Raw genomic sequence first — 17,294 nt, forward strand, 5'->3', positions numbered from 1 at the left:
ACGCGGCCAACAAGTTCACATCGCGAAACCCCTGCAAAACCCCGCAAACCTGGCGCTCTCACGACTCTGAGCTTTGTTACTCACACGTAGCGACAGCGCCGATGTGAAAGATTGTTACCTATCTCCTAGTTTCCACAAGGTCAGCGTTCCCCGCGCGGAGGCCGGTACAAGTAGCCTTGTACCCGACGAGTGCTGGCCAGGCCAGATGCTTCTCCGTATGCGCGGAACAGCTCCCGCGTTCGTTTCTTGAGCCCGCCTTGCCAGCAGCCACCCGTCTTCCTACACATTCACAAGCGAGCTGCGGAAGTGGGCGATCTCCGCCGTGTCGTCTGAGGCGTCTCAACCCCTGACAGATTTCGGTCCCAACGAGTGGTTGGTCGAGGAGCTTTATCAGAAGTACTTGAACGACCCGAACTCCGTTGACAAGGCCTGGTGGAACTTCTTCGCGGACTACAAGCCCGCGGAGACTGCTGGCGCGAAGGGCGGGAGCGGCGCGAAGGCGCAGGGCGAGAAGGCCCCCGCGGCCTCCGCCCCCAAGAAGAAGCCGGCCGCCCCCGCGGCCCCGGCCGCGTCCGCCAAGCCCAAGAGCAAGGACGACAAGGAGGGCAAGGACGAGGCCCTCCAGGTCAAGCAGGAGCGCCTGCGCGGCGCACCCGCGCGGACCGCGACCAACATGGAGTCGAGCCTGGGCCTGCCCACCGCCACCAGCGTGCGCGCGGTGCCGGTCAAGCTGCTCTTCGACAACCGCATCGTCATCAACAACCACCTCCGGCGCGGCCGTGGCGGGAAGGTCTCCTTCACCCACCTCATCGGCTACGCCATGGTCAAGGCCCTCAAGGCCCTGCCGGAGATGAACCACTCCTACGCGGAGGTGGACGGCAAGCCCGGCGTCGCCAAGCCCGAACACGTGAACTTCGGCCTGGCGATCGACCTCCAGAAGCCCGACGGCACCCGGCAGCTGGTCGTGCCCTCCATCAAGAAGTCCGACGAGATGGACTTCACGGAGTTCTGGAGCGGCTACGAGGACCTGGTCCGCAAGGCCCGCGGCAACAAGCTGGGCGTGCCGGACTTCCAGGGCACCACCATCAGCCTCACCAACCCCGGCGGCATCGGCACCGTGCACTCGGTCCCGCGCCTGATGCCGGGCCAGGGCACCATCCTGGGCGTGGGCGCGATGGAGTACCCGGCCGAGTTCCAGGGCGCCTCCTCCGACACCCTGGCCGAGCTGGGCATCAGCAAGGTCATGACGCTGACCTCCACCTACGACCACCGCATCATCCAGGGTGCGCAGTCCGGCGAGTTCCTGCGCCGGATCCACCAGCTGCTGCTGGGCGAGGACGGTTTCTACGACGAGATCTTCAACTCGCTGCGCATCCCCTACGAGCCGGTGCGCTGGGTGCAGGACATCCACGTCAACAAGGCCACCCAGCTCGACAAGACCACCCGGGTCCAGGAGCTGATCCACGCCTACCGCGTGCGCGGCCACCTGATGGCCGACACCAACCCGCTCGACCACGAGCAGCGCAAGCACCCCGACCTGGACGTGCTCGAACACGGTCTCACCCTGTGGGACCTGGACCGCGAGTTCCCCACCGGGGGCTTCGGCGGCAAGCAGGTCATGAAGCTGCGCGACGTGCTGGGCGTGCTGCGCGACACCTACTGCCGCACGGTGGGTATCGAGTACATGCACATCCAGAGCCCGGAGGAGCGGGAGTGGATCCAGGCGCACGTCGAGCGCGAGCACGAGAAGCTCGACCGCGACGAGCAGCTGCACATCCTGCACCGGCTCAACAGCGCCGAGGCCTTCGAGACCTTCCTGCAGACCAAGTACGTGGGCCAGAAGCGCTTCTCCCTTGAGGGCGGCGAGTCGCTGATCCCGCTGCTGGACGGCGTGATCTCCAAGGCTGCCAAGGCCGAGCTGGACGAGGCCGTCATCGGCATGGCCCACCGCGGCCGCCTGAACGTGCTGGCCAACATCTGCGGCAAGTCCTACGGGCAGATCTTCGGTGAGTTCGAGGGCAACCTCGACCCGCGCAGCGCGCACGGCTCGGGCGACGTCAAGTACCACCTGGGCACCGAGGGCACCTTCGAGACCCAGGACGGCCAGAGGATCCGCATCTCGCTGGCCGCCAACCCGTCCCACCTGGAGACGGTCGACCCGGTCGCCGAGGGCATCGTCCGCGCCAAGCAGGACGTGCTCAACAAGGGCCCGCAGGGCTTCACCGTCCTGCCGATCCTCATCCACGGCGACGCCGCGTTCGCCGGGCAGGGCGTGGTCGCCGAGACGCTGAACCTGTCGCAGCTGCGCGGCTACCGGACCGGCGGCACGGTGCACGTCATCGTGAACAACCAGGTGGGCTTCACCACCTCGCCGTCCGACAGCCGCTCCAGCGTCTACGCCACGGACGTGGCGCGAATGGTGCAGGCGCCGATCTTCCACGTCAACGGGGACGACCCCGAGGCCGTGGTCCGGGTCGCGCACCTGGCCTTCGCCTACCGCCAGGCGTTCAACAAGGACGTCGTCATCGACCTCGTCTGCTACCGGCGCCGCGGCCACAACGAGGGCGACAACCCCGCCTTCACCCAGCCGCTGATGTACGACGTCATCGACGCCAAGCGCTCCACCCGCAAGCTGTTCACCGAGGCCCTCATCGGCCGCGGCGACATCACGGTGGAGGAGGCGGAGTCGGCGCTGCGCGACTACCAGACGGAGCTGGAGCGGGCCTTCACCGAGACCCGCGAGGTCGAGAAGAAGCCGATCGAGCCCGGCGCCGTGGTCAAGCCCGAGGTGTTCACCGAGGGCCGCCTGGAGCACTCCGCCGTCGAGACGGCGATCAGCACCGAGACGGTCAAGCGGGTCATCGACACCCAGGTGTCGCTGCCCGAGGGCTTCACGCCGCACCCGCGGCTGGCCCCCCAGCTCTCGCGCCGCGCGACGATGGTCGAGACCGACGCGGTCGACTGGGCCACCGGTGAGCTGCTGGCCTTCGGATCGCTGCTGCTGGACGGCCACCCCGTACGGCTCATCGGCCAGGACAGCCGCCGCGGCACCTTCGGCCAGCGCCACGCCACGCTGATGGACCGCGAGACCGGCGAGACCCACACGCCGCTCAAGCAGTTCGACGACGGCATCACCCGGTTCCACGTGCACGACTCCCTGCTGAGCGAGTACGCGGCCCTGGGCTTCGAGTACGGGTACTCGCTGACCCGTCCCGACGCCCTGGTGATGTGGGAGGCGCAGTTCGGCGACTTCGTCAACGGCGCGCAGACCATCATCGACGAGTACATCAGCGCGGGCGAGCAGAAGTGGGGACAGCGCTCCAGCGTGACCCTGCTGCTGCCGCACGGCTACGAGGGCCAGGGGCCGGACCACTCCTCCGCCCGCATCGAGCGGTTCCTGCAGCAGTGCGCGCAGGAGAACATGACGGTGGCCCACCCCAGCACCCCGGCGAGCTACTTCCACCTGCTGCGCTGGCAGGCCAAGTCGCCGCTGGAGCGCCCGCTGGTGGTGTTCACGCCCAAGTCGCTGCTGCGTCTGAAGGCCGCCACCTCGGCCGCCGCGGACTTCACCTCGGGCCACTTCGAGCCGCTGATCAAGGACGACTCGATCGCGCCGGACAAGGTGCGGCGCGTGGTGCTGTGCTCGGGCAAGATCTACTACGACCTGGACGCGGCGCGCCGCAAGAGCGGTGACAAGCACACCGCGATCATCCGGGCGGAGCGGCTCTACCCGCTGCCGATCGAGGAGATCCGCGAGCAGCTCAAGGCCTACCCCAACGCGGGAGAGGTCCTGTGGGTGCAGGAGGAGCCGGCGAACATGGGCCCGTGGCCCTTCGTCGCGCTGGTCTTCTCCGAGCAGCTCGACCGCCCGTTCACCCGGATCTCGCGTCCGGCCTCCTCCGCGCCCGCGGCCGGTTCGGCCAAGCGCCACGAGGCCGAGCAGCGGGCACTGGTGGACACGGTCTTCCCGCCCGCCGACTAGCTCCCGGAGAGGCCCGGGGCGCGGTTCCGCGCCCCGGGCCGGGCCCCGATGCGGGCCTGCGAGCACGGAGAAGGAAGAACGTGTACTACACCGATCGCGGAATCGAGGAGTTGGAGAACCGCCGCGGCGGCGAGGAGGTCAGCTTCGCCTGGCTCGCCGAGCAGCTGCGGGCGTTCACCGACATGAACCCCGAGTTCGAGACCCCGGTCGACCGGCTGGCCACGTGGCTGGCGCGGCTGGACGACGAGGACGACGAGTAGGGACCGCCTGAGGGGCCCGGGTCAGCGCGACCCGGGCCCCTTCGCGTGCCCGGGGTCCTCCCCCGGCGGTCTCGGGGTTCGCCCGGAGGTCTCCCTGAAACAACCCGCCGATCCGCGACATATCTTGAGTTCGCCGCAGACGCGACATATCGTGAGACCACAGAGCGAGCGAAAGGGGCCGAGCACGATGGCACGTTGGACCATCGACAGGCCGATGACCCAGACCCTGGACGGCATCGTCGCGTTGCGGGTCCGGATCATCGGGGGCCACGTCAACATTCTTCCCACCGACGACCCGGTCACCTTCGAGGTCACCGACATCGTCGGTGAACCCCTCCTGGTCACGCAGGAGGCGGGCATCCTCACCATCCAGTACGAGGACCTCACCGGCCAGGGGTTCCTGGACCGGCTGCGGCCGGTCCAGCTCAACAGCTACAAGAGCGTGCAGCACCGCAGGGCCACCGTGAACCTGCGGCTGCCCAAGGACTGCCCGGTCGAGGTCAGCACGGCCAGCGCGCCGATCGTCGCCGCCGGGCTCAGCGCCCGCAGCCAGCTGCGGACCGCGACCGGGGAGATCACCCTGGACGACGTCTCGGGGGAGACCGAGATCAACACCGTCTCGGCCAGCACCGCCGTGCGCGAGCCCCACGGCAGCCTCAAGTTCAACAGCGTGAGCGGCCAGCTGGCGGTGGCGGGCGGACGGCTGTCCGCGCTGAGCGCCAAGACCGTCTCCGGTCAGCTGCTGGTCGACACCGGCGTCGCCCCGGCGGGGCGGGTCCGCCTCACCTCGGTCTCGGGCGAGATCGCCCTGCGGGTGCCCTCCGAGACCTCGGCGACCGTGGAGCTGCGCACCGCGGCGGCGCCCGCCAAGTCCGACTTCGGGCTGGACCGGCGCAGCGCCCCGGCCAGGACGGTCCTGAGCGGAAGGATCGGCAGCGGCGTCGACCCCGCCTCCATCACCACCAACTCCGCGTCCGGTCGGACCGCGCTGCTGCGGCGCGCGCCCGAGGCACCGGCCGCGATCCCCGAGGGGGCCTGAATGAGCACCATCTTCGGCCACGGCAGACTGCGGCTGTACCTGCTCAAGCTGCTGGACGAGAACCCGCGGCACGGCTACGAGATCATCAGCCTGCTCCGCGACCGCTTCCTCGGCGTGTACTCGCCCTCTCCCGGCACGATCTACCCCCGGCTGGCCCGGCTGGAGGAGGAGGGGCTGGTCACCCACACCGAGGAGGGCGGACGCAAGGTCTACAGCCTCACCGACAAGGGCCGCGAGGAGCTGCGCGAGCGCGAGAGCGACCTGAACGACCTGGAGCGGGAGATCACCGACTCGGTGCGCGACATCGCCCGCGCGGTCAAGCAGGACGTGCGCGCGACGATCAGCTCGCTGCGCGACGAGCTCAAGTTCGCCTCCGGGGGCGCGCGCCGCTCCGGACCCGAGGCCCCGGGCGAACCCGCCGGGACCGCCGACTCCACCGCCTCGGAGGAGAGCGGTCGGGGCGAGGAGGCGGCGGACGCGTCCGGAAAGGAGTCCGGCGAGAGCCGCGAACAGTCCGGGCAGGGCTGCGAGGACGGCTCGCGGTGGTCCCGCGAGTGGGAGCGCTTCACGCAGGGCTTCGGCGCGTTCGGAGCCGCCTGGGGCGGCAGGCGCGATTCCGAGCGCCCGTCGCAGGGCCCGGAGTTCGAGCGCGCGCTGCACGACTTCGGCGACCGCGTGCGCGACGTGGTCCGCGAGGCGGGACACGTCGGGGAGGCCGCCGCCACCGACCTGCGGCGCATCCTGGACGACACGGTCGAGGTGATCCGCCGGGACATGCGGCACTGGGGCCCGCCCGCCGACCGCACGGAGGGGGCCGGGGACGGGGCCGACGGGGCCGCTCCCGCCGGGGAGGGGGCCGCCACCACCCCCGAGAAGGGGAAGCAGGAACCCGCCGCCCCGGAGAAGCCCACCGCCCCGGAGCAGTCCGGGACTTCCGGGGACGAGCCCGCCCCCGAGGGCGGGACGCCTCCGAGGCCGTCCGCCGATCCCTGGAGCGAGGCGGTCGACGACCCCGGCGACGGCAGGTAGGCAGTACACGGAGGGGCCCGGAGGGCGGCGCGGGGGCGCGCCCTCCGGGCCCCGTCGTGTCCGGGTCCCTAGCCGCGGACGACGCCGTCCTCGCGGGCCTGGGCGGCGACCGCGGCGGCGACCGCCGGGGCCACCCTCTCGTCGAAGGGGCTGGGGATGATGTAGTCGGCGGACAGCTTGTCGCCCACCAGGTCGGCCAGCGCGGTGGCGGCGGCCAGCTTCATGTTCTCGGTGATGTCCGTGGCCCCCGCGTCGAAGGCGCCCCGGAACACGCCCGGGAAGGCCAGGACGTTGTTGATCTGGTTGGGGAAGTCGCTGCGCCCGGTGGCGACCACGCTCGCGTGCCTGCGGGCGACGTCCGGGTGCACCTCCGGGTTGGGGTTGGCCATCGCGAAGATGATCGCGTCGTCGGCCATGGTGGCGACCACGGACTCGGGGACCTCGCCCGCCGACAGGCCGATGAACACGTCGGCCCCCTCCAGCGCGCTCTCGATGGACCCGCGCAGCCCGGCCCGGTTGCTGATGGAGGCCAGCTCCCGCTTGACGGGGGTCAGGCCCTCGCGGCCGTCGTAGATCATGCCCTTGGAGTCGGCCACGGCGATGTCGCCGATCCCGCCGTCGACGAGCATCTTGGTGACGGCCACGCCCGCGGCGCCCGCGCCCGAGACCACGGCGCGCAGGTCGGCCAGGGTGCGCCCGGTGAGCCGGGCGGCGTTGCGCAGGGCGGCCACGGTGACGATGGCGGTGCCGTGCTGGTCGTCGTGGAAGACCGGGATGTCCAGGCGCTCGCGCAGCTGGCGCTCGATCTCGAAGCAGCGGGGCGCGGAGATGTCCTCCAGGTTGATCCCGCCGAAGGAGGGCGCCATGCGCACGACGGTCTCGACGATCTCGTCGACCCCGGTGCAGCCCAGCGCGATCGGCACGGAGTCGACGCCGGCGAACTGCTTGAACAGCAGCGACTTGCCCTCCATGACCGGCAGGGAGGCCTCGGCGCCGATGTCGCCCAGGCCCAGCACCGCGGTGCCGTCGGTGACGACGGCGACCAGGTTGCTCTTCCAGGTGTAGGTGTCGACGAGCTCGGGGGACTCGGCGATGGCGTCGCAGACGCGGGCGACGCCGGGGGTGTAGGCGAGGGAGAGCCCCTCCTGGTCGCGGACGTCCACGGACGAGGTCACGTGGAGCTTGCCGCCGCGGTGCATCGCGAAGGCGGGATCGTCGTCACGACGCGGGTTCTGGGAACGCGAAACAGTGGTCACGGCTGAAAACCCCTCAGGTCTTGCGTGTTCCACCCGCCGTCGGCCATGACGGGGGCGGACCTGGCGGTGGTGCGGACCGCGCGCGAAGACGTGACGATTGCTAGGGGGCCCTCCTCGGCGCCGGTCGGCCATGACCGGTGGTGTCGCCGGGGAGAGTCGTTCTTCGCGGGACTCCTATACGAGTTGCTGCGCGGCCGCCTCTCACGGGGATGACCCGTTACGCAATCCTCTCACAACGGTGACCACAGGAACATCGCGGGTGTGCACGATGGGACGGCACCGGCTTCTGAGTGTTAAAAGAAGATTGTCCTGAATGTCGTTCCGGCTCGGGCGGTCGGGTCACGGACCCGCCCCCGCCAGGCGTTACGCGCCCCCGAAGGAGACCCCGCGATGGCTCTGCACAAGTCCCTGCCCACGCCGTTCGCCCTCGGCGCCCTGTCCCTCGCCGGCGTCCTGGCGCTGACCGCCTGCGGCGGCGGGGACGGCGGCGGCGGAGGCGCGGAGGAGTCGGCCGCCCCCGAGGCGCCCTCCGTCGAGGTCGACGAGGAGCTCGCGGCGCTCGTGCCCGCCGACATCGCCGAGGCCGGGACCGTCACGGTCGGTGTCGAGGCCTCCTACCCGCCCGGCGAGTACCTGGACCCCGACGGCGAGACCGTCCTCGGCTTCAACGTGGACCTCGTCAACGCCGCCATGGCCAAGCTCGGCCTGGAGGCGACGTGGGAGCCCACCGCCTTCGACTCCATCATCATCGGCGTGGACACGGGCACCTACGACCTGGGCTCCTCCTCCTTCACGGTCACCGAGGAGCGCATGGAGCAGGTCAACATGGTCAGCTACTTCTCCTCGGGCACCCAGTGGTTCGCCCAGGCGGGCAACCCCCAGGGCGTGGACCCCGACAACGCCTGCGGCATGCGGATCGCGGTGCAGTCCAACACCACGCACGACACCGACATCGAGGAGCGCAGCGCGGCCTGCGTCGACGCCGGTGAGGAGGCCATCACCATCCAGAAGTTCGAGAGCCAGCCGCTGGCCACCGAGACGGTCGTCTCCGGCGTCAACGACGCCTCGCTCGCCGACATGCCGACCTCGGCCTACGCGCTGGAGCAGACCGGCGAGGGCGTCCTGGAGTTCGTCGGCGAGCAGTACAACGCCGCCCCCTACGGCATCCTCACCAACAAGGAGGACACGGAGCTGGCCGAGGCCGTGGCCGCCGCCTTCAACGCGCTCATCGAGGACGGCACCTACGCCGAGGTCCTGGGCGAGTGGGGCGTGGACGCCGGCGTCATGGAGTCCGCCGAGGTGAACCCCGAAATCGCCGAGTGAGCAGGCCGAACCACACCCACTGAGTGAAAGACCGACCCTTGTCCTCACCGACCGAACCGACGGACGGCCCGGTGTCGAAGACCTCGACACCGGGCCGTCCGGCCGACCACGTCACCGCCGTCCCCGTGCGCTACCCCGAGCGGTGGGTCGCCGCCGGGGTCATCCTCGTCCTCGCGGCCATGTTCGTGCACATGCTGTTCACGAACGACGCCTTCAACTGGCCGTTCATGTTCGACCACATGTTCTCCGAGCCGGTCGTGCGCGGCGTGTGGATCACCCTCAGCGCCACCGTGCTGTCGATGGTCATCGGCGTCGTCCTGGGCATCGTCCTGGCGGTGATGCGGCTGTCGGGCAACCCCGTCCTGGTGTCCGTCTCCTGGCTCTACACCTGGTTCTTCCGGGGCGTGCCCCGCCTGGTGCTGGCGGTGCTCTTCGGCAACATCGCCATCCTGTACCAGACCATCGAGTTCGGCCTGCCCTTCGACAACTACTGGATGCCGTGGCTGGGCCTGGAGGGCGACGCCCGCTTCTTCGAGATCGACACCCGCACCGTGCTGAGCGGCTACACCGCCGGCCTGCTGGCGCTGTCGCTGTCCGAGGGCGCCTACATGGCCGAGATCATCCGCGCGGGCCTGCAGTCGGTCAACAAGGGCCAGACCGAGGCCGCGCAGGCGCTGGGCATGGGCAAGGGCAAGGTCCTGCGCCGCATCACCCTGCCGCAGGCGATGCGCGTGGTCGTGCCGCCCACGGGCAACGAGACCATCGCCATGCTCAAGGACACGGCGCTGCTGGCCTACGTGCCGGTGACCATCGAGCTGTTCTACCAGCTCCAGGCCATCGGCTCCCGGACCTACCAGATCTTCCCGATGCTGGTCGCCGCGTGCCTGTGGTACCTGGCCATCACCAGCGTCCTGATGGTGGGCCAGTACTTCCTCGAACGCAGGTTCAACCCCGGCCAGTACGGCAGTATCCGCGACCGCATCGTCGGAGGGGCGCACAGGTGAGCGACAAGACGAAGGACCCGGGCGTCGTGGAGACCGCCGAGGGCGCCACCCTGCCCGCCGACGCGCTCGTCGTGGCGGAGAACGTGCGCAAGAGCTTCGGCCGCCTGGAGGTGCTCAAGGGCATCGACCTCCAGGTCGGGCGCGGCGAGGTCATGTGCGTGATCGGCCCGTCCGGGTCGGGCAAGTCCACGTTCCTGCGCTGCGTCAACCACCTGGAGAAGCTCACCGCCGGACGGCTGTGGGTCAACGGCGAGCTGATGGGCTACCGGCAGAAGCGCGGGAAGCTCTACGAGCTGCGCGACAACGAGATCGCCGCCCAGCGCAGCGACATCGGCATGGTCTTCCAGCGCTTCAACCTGTTCCCGCACCTGAGCGTCCTGGGAAACATCACCGAGGCGCCCGTGCAGGTCAAGCGGATCCCCCGGAGCCAGGCCAACGCCAAGGCCGTGGAGCTGCTGGAGCGGGTGGGCCTGCCCGACAAGGCCGACGCCTACCCCGACCAGCTCTCCGGCGGCCAGCAGCAGCGCGTGGCCATCGCCCGCGCGCTGGCCATGGAACCGTCGCTGATGCTGTTCGACGAGCCCACCAGCGCCCTGGACCCGGAGCTGGTCGGCGAGGTCCTGGACGTCATGCGCGACCTGGCCCGGGGCGGGATGACCATGGTGGTCGTCACCCACGAGATGGGGTTCGCCCGCGAGGTCGGCGACTCCCTGGTCTTCATGGACGACGGTCTGGTCGTGGAGTCGGGCACGCCCGCCGAGGTGCTCTCCAACCCGCGCCACGAGCGCACCCGGGCGTTCCTGTCCAAGGTGCTCTGAGCGCTCCGCGGAGGCCGCCGCGACCCCGACCCGGGCGCGGCGGCCGGTACCGGCCGGGGAAACACCCCCGGATCCCTTGACCGCGCGGCGGCGCGTCGCCAGAGTCGTTGTGTACGCGCCCCGCTCGGGAGAGGCACATGGACGCTCGCACGGAACACACACGCAGGCGCTGGGACCGGATGGCCGCCTACTGCGAGCACAGCGAGCGCTTCCAGAGCCCCGCCATGCGCCGCACCCGCGAGATCCTGTGCGCCGGTGCGCGCGGCGAGACGCTGGAGGTGGCGGTCGGGGCGGGCCGCAACCTCGCCCACTACCCGCCGCAGGTGCGCCTCACCGCCGTCGACGTCAGCCCGCGGATGCTCGACCGCGCCCGCGAGAGGGCCGAGGAGCTGGGCAGGGCCGTGCGCTTCGTGGAGGGCGACGCCCAGGAGCTGGACTTCCCCGACCGGGCCTTCGACACCGTCCTGTGCACGCTGGCGATGTGCGCCGTCCCCGACCAGGGGCGCGCCCTGGCGGAGATGTACCGCGTGCTGACGCCGGGCGGCAGGCTCCTGATGGTCGACCACATCGAGTACGCCCGCATGCCCGGGCGGCTGGTGGAGCGGCGCCGGGAGAACCCGCGCCGCCTGCCCCGGGACGTCGCCGTCGAGGCCGGGTTCGAGGTCGTCCACCACGACCGGCTGTTCCTCGGACTGGTGGAGCGGGTGGTCGCCCACCGGCCCTGAGCGGTCCCGGAGCGCGGGGGCGCCCCGCCGCAGCGCATACCCTGGATGCGACCGTGTCCCCGCCGCGCGCCAGAGGTGGTCCGATGATCCGTCCCGCACGTCCCGACGACGTTCCCGTCATCCACGCCCTGGTCCGCGAACTCGCCGAGTACGAGAAGGAGCCGGACGCGGTCGTCGCCACCGAACAGGACCTGCGCACCGCACTGTTCGGACCGGACGCGGCGGTGTTCGCGCACGTCGCCCAGGAGGACGGGGACGGCCCTGTCGTCGGGTTCGCGCTGTGGTTTCGCAACTACTCCACCTGGACCGGCAAGCACGGCGTGTACCTGGAGGACCTGTACGTGCGCCCCCAGGCGCGCGGGCGGGGGCACGGACTGGCCCTGCTGCGGACCCTGGCGCGGATCTGCGTCGAACGCGGCTACACCCGGCTGGAATGGTCGGTGCTGGACTGGAACGAGCCCTCGATACGGTTCTACGAGTCCCTGGGCTCGCGTCCCATGGACGGGTGGACGGTCCGCCGCCTGGACGGCGGCGCGCTGGACGCACTGGGCTCGGAGGGTCCCTGAGACCGGCCGTCCGTCCCGCCTTTCGCCCCGGATCGTGTGGACACGATCCGTTCGCCCTGCGTCAGTGGCAGGGTAAACCAGATACATTGCTCTCAAGCGGCAACCCCGCCCCCCGAAGGAGGGACGTGACCGAAGAAACCGCTGTGCCCACGGCCGACGCCATCGGCGTCCGGGACGCTGTCACCGTCAACATGCCTGCGGACAGCGCCTACTTGTCCGTTCTGCGGACGGCGACGGCGGGTCTGGCCGCGCGACTGGACTTCACCCTCGACGAGATCGAGGACCTGAGGATCGGTGTCGACGAGGCCTGCGCCATGCTCCTCTCCCAGGCGCTGCCGGGCACGGAACTGACCACGGAATTCGAACTCACCCCCGACGGGATGCGCATCTCCGTCTCGGTGCTCACCGCGGACGGGCGCCTTCCCGCCCGCGACACCTTCGCCTGGACCGTCCTGTCCGCCCTCGCGGGAGAGGTCGACGCGGGGGTCGGACCGGACGACCGTGTCCACATCGTCCTGTACAAACGCCGCGGCACGCTGGAGTCGGCGTGAGCGAGAGGGGGCCCGCTCTGACAGCGAAGACCGAGCACGCGGTGCCCGACAGGGCCCGCGCGAGAGAGTTGTTCGAGCGCCTCGGCGAACTCGAGGCGGACTCCGAGGAGCGCCGGCGGATCCGCGACGAGCTGGTGGAGCTCCACCTGCCCTTGGTGGAGTACCTGGCCCGCCGCTTCCGCAACCGCGGCGAGTGGCTGGACGACCTCACCCAGGTGGCCACGATCGGGCTGATCAAGTCCATCGACCGGTTCGACCTGGAGCGCGGGGTGGAGTTCTCCACCTACGCCACCCCCACCATCGTCGGTGAGATCAAGCGGCACTTCCGCGACAAGGGCTGGGCGGTGCGGGTTCCCCGTCGCCTCCAGGAGCTGAAGCTCTCGCTCACCAAGGCGGTCAGCGACCTGTCGCAGCGGGAGGGGCGCTCCCCGACCGTCGCCGAGCTCGCGGCGCACCTGCAGATGACCGAGGAGGAGGTGCTGGAGGGCCTGGAGTCCGCCAACGCCTACTCGACGGTGTCGCTGGACGCGCCCGACAGCGGGGACGAGGACGCGCCCGCGGTGGCCGACTCACTGGGCATCGTGGACGAGTCCCTGGAGGGCGTGGAGTACCGGGAGTCGCTCAAGCCGCTCCTGGAACAGCTTCCGCCGCGGGAGAAGCGCATCCTGCTGCTGCGCTTCTTCGGCAACATGACGCAGTCGCAGATCGCCCAGGAGCTGGGGATCTCGCAGATGCACGTGTCCCGTCTGCTGGCCCGCACCCTGGCGCAGCTGCGCCAGGCGCTGACCACCGACGACTGACGCGCGAGCGGTCGCCGAGGGCGGCCGCGGCGCTACTTCCCGCGCTCCTCGGGGAAGAGCGCCGCGGTCGTCGGCGGTGAGAGCACGGCCGCGGAGGCGCACACCGCCACGACCGCGAGCACCGCGGCGAACGCGTACTGCTCGCTGGTGAACATGTAGTAGGCCACCACGGCCAGGAAGAGCTGGGTGACGAACACCGGCGTGCGCGCCCAGTCCCGCAGCTGCCAGAGCCCGCGCGCGACGAAGACCAGCAGCGCGCCCGCGCCCAGTCCCAGGGCGGTCAGGGGGATCGCGCTGGTCAGGTCGCTGGCCTGGCCGGTGATCGCGGTGAAGAGGCTGTAGACCCCGCTGACCGCGGCGGCCAGCCCGATCAGGGCCTCCAGGGCGGCGGCGATGACGATGGTGACGGGACGCGAAGACACCTGACGAGCCTATACGCGCTCGGGGGGTCCCTCCCCTCGGCCCCGGCTTCGCGCACGCGGCCCCGCCCGGACAGTCGGGAGCGGCGCGCGGCGTCCGTCGAGGGCGGCCCGCCCCGGCGCGGAGCGCCCCGGCGGGCGGCGGACGGGCGGAAACGGAGCGGAGACCCCGGGAGATACACCCTAGACTGGCGTGGTGCGCGCCCTTCTCATCATGAACCCCCAGGCCACCACGACCACGTCACGCACGCGTGAGGTGATCATGGGTGCCCTGGCGTCGGAGCTGGACGTCACCGTGTCCGAGACCGAGTACCGCGACCACGCGGGCGAGCTGGCCCGCGAGGCGGCCGGGAACGGGTACGAGCTGGTGCTGAGCCTGGGCGGCGACGGCACCGTCAACGAGGTGGTCAACGGCCTGCTCACCACCCCCGAGGGGCTCAGACGCCCCCGCTACGCGGTGATCCCCGGAGGCAGCGCCAACGTCTTCATCCGCGCCCTGGGCGTGCCCGGCGACCCTGTGGAGGCCACCGGCGTCGTGCTGGAGGCGGTCCGCGAGGGCCGCGAGCGCGAGATCAACCTCGGCCGGATCACCAGCGACCAGGACGACCGCTACTTCACTTTCTGTGCTGGTTTCGGCTGGGACGCCGACGTGGTCCAGCAGGTGGAGAACGAGCGCGCCAACGGGCGCAGGGCCACTCCCGCGCTGTACGCGGAAGTGGCGGTAAAGCTGTTCTTCCAGGGGGATATCCGCGATCCGTCACTAAGCGTGGTCAGCCACGGAAGGTCCCTTGTGGGGGCGTATTTCGCACTCGTCACCAACACCACGCCCTGGACCTACGCGGGGGCGCTGCCGCTTCAGCCGACCCCGTCCTCGCGTTTCGATCTGGGCCTGGACGCTTTCGCGCTGACCCACTCCTCGCACGCGCTCACGGGGTGGATCCTTTCCCAAATGTTCTTCCCCAAAGGCCTTCCCGCACGTGGGGACGGCTACGTGACGTGGCATGACCAGGACTCTCTCCAGATCACGTCATCCCACCCCAGGGCCTTCCAAATCGACGGTGAATACCTGGGAGACCGCGAACAGGTCAACTTCCACTCTGTACCGAAGGCATTACGAATCGTCTGTTAATTGCGCCGAAAGACGCCATTCCGAGCCACTGTGACGCACCCGACACGCCGAACAGGACCTTCGGCCTCGGCAGCTCTTGCATGGGCCGATCGATGCTGTCACGCTCAAGATATCGCCGCGAGTTACAGGCGAGTTAATTGGGGCGCTTCCCACATGGCCGTGGGATGAAACCTGGACGGACCTCGGCCCGAACACCCCTTCCGATGGAACCCATCCATCGGGCGCCCTTCGCCCGTTACGGACGCGCACAAGATCGTGAAAAGCTTCACAAGCCCCCGATCGCCTCACCGTGAGGAGTGGACCGCATGGACTGGCGCCATGACGCAGCCTGCCGTGACGAAGACCCCGAACTCTTCTTCCCCATCGGGAACTTCGGCCCCGCACTGATCCAGATCGAGGAGGCCAAGGCGGTCTGCAACCGCTGCCCGGTCAGCTCGGCCTGTCTGCGCTGGGCCCTGGAGAGCGGCCAGGACGGCGGCGTCTGGGGCGGCACCAGCGAGGACGAGCGCCGCGCTCTCAAGAAGCGCCGCGGCAGCGCCTACCGCACCATGGTGAGCAGCTGAGGCCCCGCCCACGGTAGGGCCCCGAGGGTTCCCGGGAGACCCCGAGGAGTCCAAGGTCCCGAGGAGACCCCGCGCGGCGCGGCGGGGACGGCCCCGGGGCCGTCGCGGGCCGGTGCGCCCAGCGGCCCCTCGGACCGGCCCCGCGCGTGGTCCGCGTGAGCCCCCGTGTCAGGGCAGCTCACCCTCCTCGTGCTCCAGCGGCAGGCTGATCGCCACCTCGGTCCCGCCGCTCTCCTTGGGCTTGATCGCCAGGGTTCCCCCCAGCTCGCCCACGATGAGGGTCCGCACGATCTGCAGGCCCAGGCTCGTGGTGCCCTCCAGGTCGAAGTCCTCGGGCAGCCCCCCGCCGTCGTCGGAGACGGCCAGCTCCAGGCTGCTCGGCCCCGGGTAGCCCGGCTGCGCGTCGAACCTGCGCACCCGCACCTCGATCCGCCCCGGCCCCTGCCCCAGGCCGTGCTCCACGGCGTTCTGCACCAGCTCGGCCAGGACCATCGACAGCGGTGTCGCCACCAGCGCGTTCAGCAGCCCGAAACCGCCGATCCGGCGCGGCACCACCGCGGTGCCCGTGGAGGAGACCTCCGCCGCCATCTGGATCACCCGGTCGGCGATGTCGTCGAAGTCCACCACCTCGTCGGGGGTGTGCGAGAGCATCTCGTGCACGATCGCGATGGACCCGACCCGGCCCACCGCCTCGTCCAGCGCCGCCCGCGCCTCGGGCACGTCCAGGCGCCGCGCCTGGAGGCGCAGCAGGGCGGCGACCGTCTGGAGGTTGTTCTTCACCCGGTGGTGGATCTCCCGGATGGTGGCGTCCTTGGTCATCAGCTCGCGCTCGCGGCGGCGCAGCTCGGTGACGTCGCGCACCATCACCAGGGCGCCGATGCGCACCCCGTCGATGACCAGGGGGATGGCGCGCAGCTGCACGGTGACCCCGCGCGCGTCCACCTCGGCCTCCTGCGGCGCCCGGCCGCTCGCCGTGTAGGTCAGCGCCTCGTCGCGCGCCTCGCCCGGGGCCGCCAGCTCCAGCGTGGTGCGGTCCAGGCGCGCCCCCACCAGGTCGGCGGTCAGACCGAGCCTGCGGTAGGCCGACAAGGCGTTGGGGCTGGCGTAGACCACCTCGCCGTTCTGGTCCAGGCGCAGCAGCCCGTCGCCGACCCGGGGCGAGCGCACCATCAGGGGGCCCTGGTCGCTGAACGGGAACGCGCCCTCGGCGATCATCTGGGCCAGGTCGCCCGCGCTCTGCAGGTAGGTCAGCTCCAGGCGGCTGGGCGTGCGCGCCGAGCTGAGGTTGGTGCTGCGCTGGATGACCCCGATGAGGTTGCCCTGGCGGCGCACCGGAATGGTCTCCTCGCGCACCGGGACGCCGCCCGACCAGTCCGGGTCGCCGTCGCGGCAGATGCGCCCCTCCTCCCAGGCGCGGTCGATAAGGGCCCTGCGCCCGATGACGCGCGGCGCCGAGCGGGACGTGACATCGGTCATGTCGTCGCGCAGGACGGTCTCGACCAGGTCGTCCTGGAAGGCGGTGGGCCCGGTGGTGGGACGCATCTGGGCGATGGCCACCCAGCCGTCGTCCTCGCGCAGACGCACCCACAGCACGAGATCGGCGAAGGACAGGTCCGCCAGGAGCTGCCAGTCCGAGACCAGGGAGTGGAACCACTCCAGGTCGGCCTGTTTGAGTGACGTGTGTCGCCAGATGAGATCACTGAGGTGAGGCACTCACAAATCATCCCATGAAGGCGTGCATACTCAAGAGGTACGCACTCGACCAGTGGTCCACACCAATCGGCGGCCGCCACCCCCGCCGTGCCGACCACACCGGGAGGGTTGTGGGGC

16 protein-coding genes are annotated in these 17,294 nt (G+C 70.5%); 13 read left to right on the top strand and 3 right to left on the bottom strand.

Features of this window, described 5'->3' with window-relative positions:
• Positions 1 to 322: 322 nt before the first annotated feature.
• From ACSTA4_RS23450 to ACSTA4_RS23465, 4 genes are all read left to right on the top strand, one after another.
• Positions 323 to 3,982, top strand: a complete 3,660-nt coding sequence (locus ACSTA4_RS23450) for a multifunctional oxoglutarate decarboxylase/oxoglutarate dehydrogenase thiamine pyrophosphate-binding subunit/dihydrolipoyllysine-residue succinyltransferase subunit (RefSeq protein WP_444961049.1) — start codon at positions 323 to 325, stop codon at positions 3,980 to 3,982.
• Between the two features lie 80 nt (positions 3,983 to 4,062).
• Positions 4,063 to 4,242 (top strand): DUF6104 family protein, encoded by a 180-nt coding sequence (locus tag ACSTA4_RS23455; RefSeq protein ID WP_013154687.1) that lies wholly within the window; start codon positions 4,063 to 4,065, stop codon positions 4,240 to 4,242.
• Between the two features lie 187 nt (positions 4,243 to 4,429).
• The gene (locus ACSTA4_RS23460) at positions 4,430 to 5,281 is read left to right on the top strand and encodes a DUF4097 family beta strand repeat-containing protein (RefSeq protein WP_444961050.1); all 852 of its coding nucleotides are present in this window, start codon (positions 4,430 to 4,432) and stop codon (positions 5,279 to 5,281) included.
• Positions 5,282 to 6,310, top strand: coding sequence for a PadR family transcriptional regulator (locus ACSTA4_RS23465; protein WP_444961051.1), 1,029 nt, complete (start codon positions 5,282 to 5,284; stop codon positions 6,308 to 6,310).
• Between the two features lie 68 nt (positions 6,311 to 6,378).
• On the opposite strand, the gene ACSTA4_RS23470 is transcribed toward ACSTA4_RS23465, so the two are convergent.
• Positions 6,379 to 7,509, bottom strand: coding sequence for an NAD(P)-dependent malic enzyme (locus ACSTA4_RS23470; protein WP_248774664.1), 1,131 nt, complete (start codon positions 7,507 to 7,509; stop codon positions 6,379 to 6,381).
• Positions 7,510 to 7,956: 447 nt separating this feature from the next.
• On the opposite strand from ACSTA4_RS23470, the gene ACSTA4_RS23475 reads away from it, so the two are divergent.
• The 7 genes from ACSTA4_RS23475 (at position 7,957) to ACSTA4_RS23505 (ending at position 13,353) form a co-directional block, all read left to right on the top strand.
• Positions 7,957 to 8,889, top strand: a complete 933-nt coding sequence (locus ACSTA4_RS23475) for an ABC transporter substrate-binding protein (RefSeq protein ID WP_444961052.1) — start codon at positions 7,957 to 7,959, stop codon at positions 8,887 to 8,889.
• A gap of 38 nt (positions 8,890 to 8,927) precedes the next feature.
• Positions 8,928 to 9,893, top strand: coding sequence for an amino acid ABC transporter permease (locus ACSTA4_RS23480; RefSeq protein ID WP_041552849.1), 966 nt, complete (start codon positions 8,928 to 8,930; stop codon positions 9,891 to 9,893).
• Positions 9,890 to 10,711: an amino acid ABC transporter ATP-binding protein gene (locus ACSTA4_RS23485; RefSeq protein ID WP_274974531.1), complete on the top strand. Its 822-nt coding sequence runs from the start codon at positions 9,890 to 9,892 to the stop codon at positions 10,709 to 10,711. Before ACSTA4_RS23480 ends, ACSTA4_RS23485 begins: the two co-directional genes overlap by 4 nt.
• Positions 10,712 to 10,848: 137 nt before the next feature.
• Positions 10,849 to 11,436, top strand: coding sequence for a class I SAM-dependent methyltransferase (locus ACSTA4_RS23490; protein ID WP_248771828.1), 588 nt, complete (start codon positions 10,849 to 10,851; stop codon positions 11,434 to 11,436).
• A gap of 83 nt (positions 11,437 to 11,519) precedes the next feature.
• A complete protein-coding gene (locus tag ACSTA4_RS23495) occupies positions 11,520 to 12,002 on the top strand; it encodes a GNAT family N-acetyltransferase (protein ID WP_248771829.1) in 483 nt (160 codons plus the stop codon).
• Between the two features lie 125 nt (positions 12,003 to 12,127).
• Positions 12,128 to 12,553, top strand: coding sequence for an anti-sigma factor (locus ACSTA4_RS23500; RefSeq protein ID WP_013154696.1), 426 nt, complete (start codon positions 12,128 to 12,130; stop codon positions 12,551 to 12,553).
• Between the two features lie 41 nt (positions 12,554 to 12,594).
• Positions 12,595 to 13,353, top strand: a complete 759-nt coding sequence (locus ACSTA4_RS23505; RefSeq protein WP_061080583.1) for an RNA polymerase sigma factor SigF — start codon at positions 12,595 to 12,597, stop codon at positions 13,351 to 13,353.
• A 32-nt stretch (positions 13,354 to 13,385) separates the two neighbouring features.
• Here the strand turns inward: ACSTA4_RS23505 and ACSTA4_RS23510 are convergent, their stop codons facing one another.
• Complete coding sequence (locus tag ACSTA4_RS23510) at positions 13,386 to 13,775, bottom strand: hypothetical protein (RefSeq protein WP_444961053.1); 390 nt, start codon at positions 13,773 to 13,775, stop codon at positions 13,386 to 13,388.
• Between the two features lie 193 nt (positions 13,776 to 13,968).
• Between ACSTA4_RS23510 and ACSTA4_RS23515 the strand changes: the two genes are divergently transcribed.
• Positions 13,969 to 14,901, top strand: a complete 933-nt coding sequence (locus tag ACSTA4_RS23515) for a diacylglycerol/lipid kinase family protein (RefSeq protein ID WP_013154699.1) — start codon at positions 13,969 to 13,971, stop codon at positions 14,899 to 14,901.
• A gap of 305 nt (positions 14,902 to 15,206) precedes the next feature.
• On the top strand, positions 15,207 to 15,464 hold the full coding sequence (locus ACSTA4_RS23520; RefSeq protein WP_047869445.1) for a WhiB family transcriptional regulator: 258 nt from the start codon (positions 15,207 to 15,209) through the stop codon (positions 15,462 to 15,464).
• A gap of 168 nt (positions 15,465 to 15,632) precedes the next feature.
• Here ACSTA4_RS23520 and ACSTA4_RS23525 read toward each other — a convergent pair whose 3' ends face one another.
• Positions 15,633 to 17,177, bottom strand: coding sequence for a sensor histidine kinase (locus ACSTA4_RS23525; protein ID WP_019608063.1), 1,545 nt, complete (start codon positions 17,175 to 17,177; stop codon positions 15,633 to 15,635).
• Between the last annotated feature and the right edge of the window lie 117 nt (positions 17,178 to 17,294).

This window comes from Nocardiopsis sp. M1B1 (assembly GCF_052466615.1).

What these genes read in the sequence shown, in the direction of transcription:
- ACSTA4_RS23460 (WP_444961050.1), top strand. Translation starts at nt 4,430, where the DNA reads ATGGCACGTTGGACCATCGACAGGCCGATGACCCAGACCCTGGACGGC.
- ACSTA4_RS23465 (WP_444961051.1), top strand. Translation starts at nt 5,282, where the DNA reads ATGAGCACCATCTTCGGCCACGGCAGACTGCGGCTGTACCTGCTCAAG.
- ACSTA4_RS23520 (WP_047869445.1), top strand. Translation starts at nt 15,207, where the DNA reads ATGGACTGGCGCCATGACGCAGCCTGCCGTGACGAAGACCCCGAACTC.
- ACSTA4_RS23470 (WP_248774664.1), bottom strand. Translation starts at nt 7,509, where the DNA reads ATGCACCGCGGCGGCAAGCTCCACGTGACCTCGTCCGTGGACGTCCGC.
- ACSTA4_RS23490 (WP_248771828.1), top strand. Translation starts at nt 10,849, where the DNA reads ATGGACGCTCGCACGGAACACACACGCAGGCGCTGGGACCGGATGGCC.
- ACSTA4_RS23495 (WP_248771829.1), top strand. Translation starts at nt 11,520, where the DNA reads ATGATCCGTCCCGCACGTCCCGACGACGTTCCCGTCATCCACGCCCTG.
- ACSTA4_RS23475 (WP_444961052.1), top strand. Translation starts at nt 7,957, where the DNA reads ATGGCTCTGCACAAGTCCCTGCCCACGCCGTTCGCCCTCGGCGCCCTG.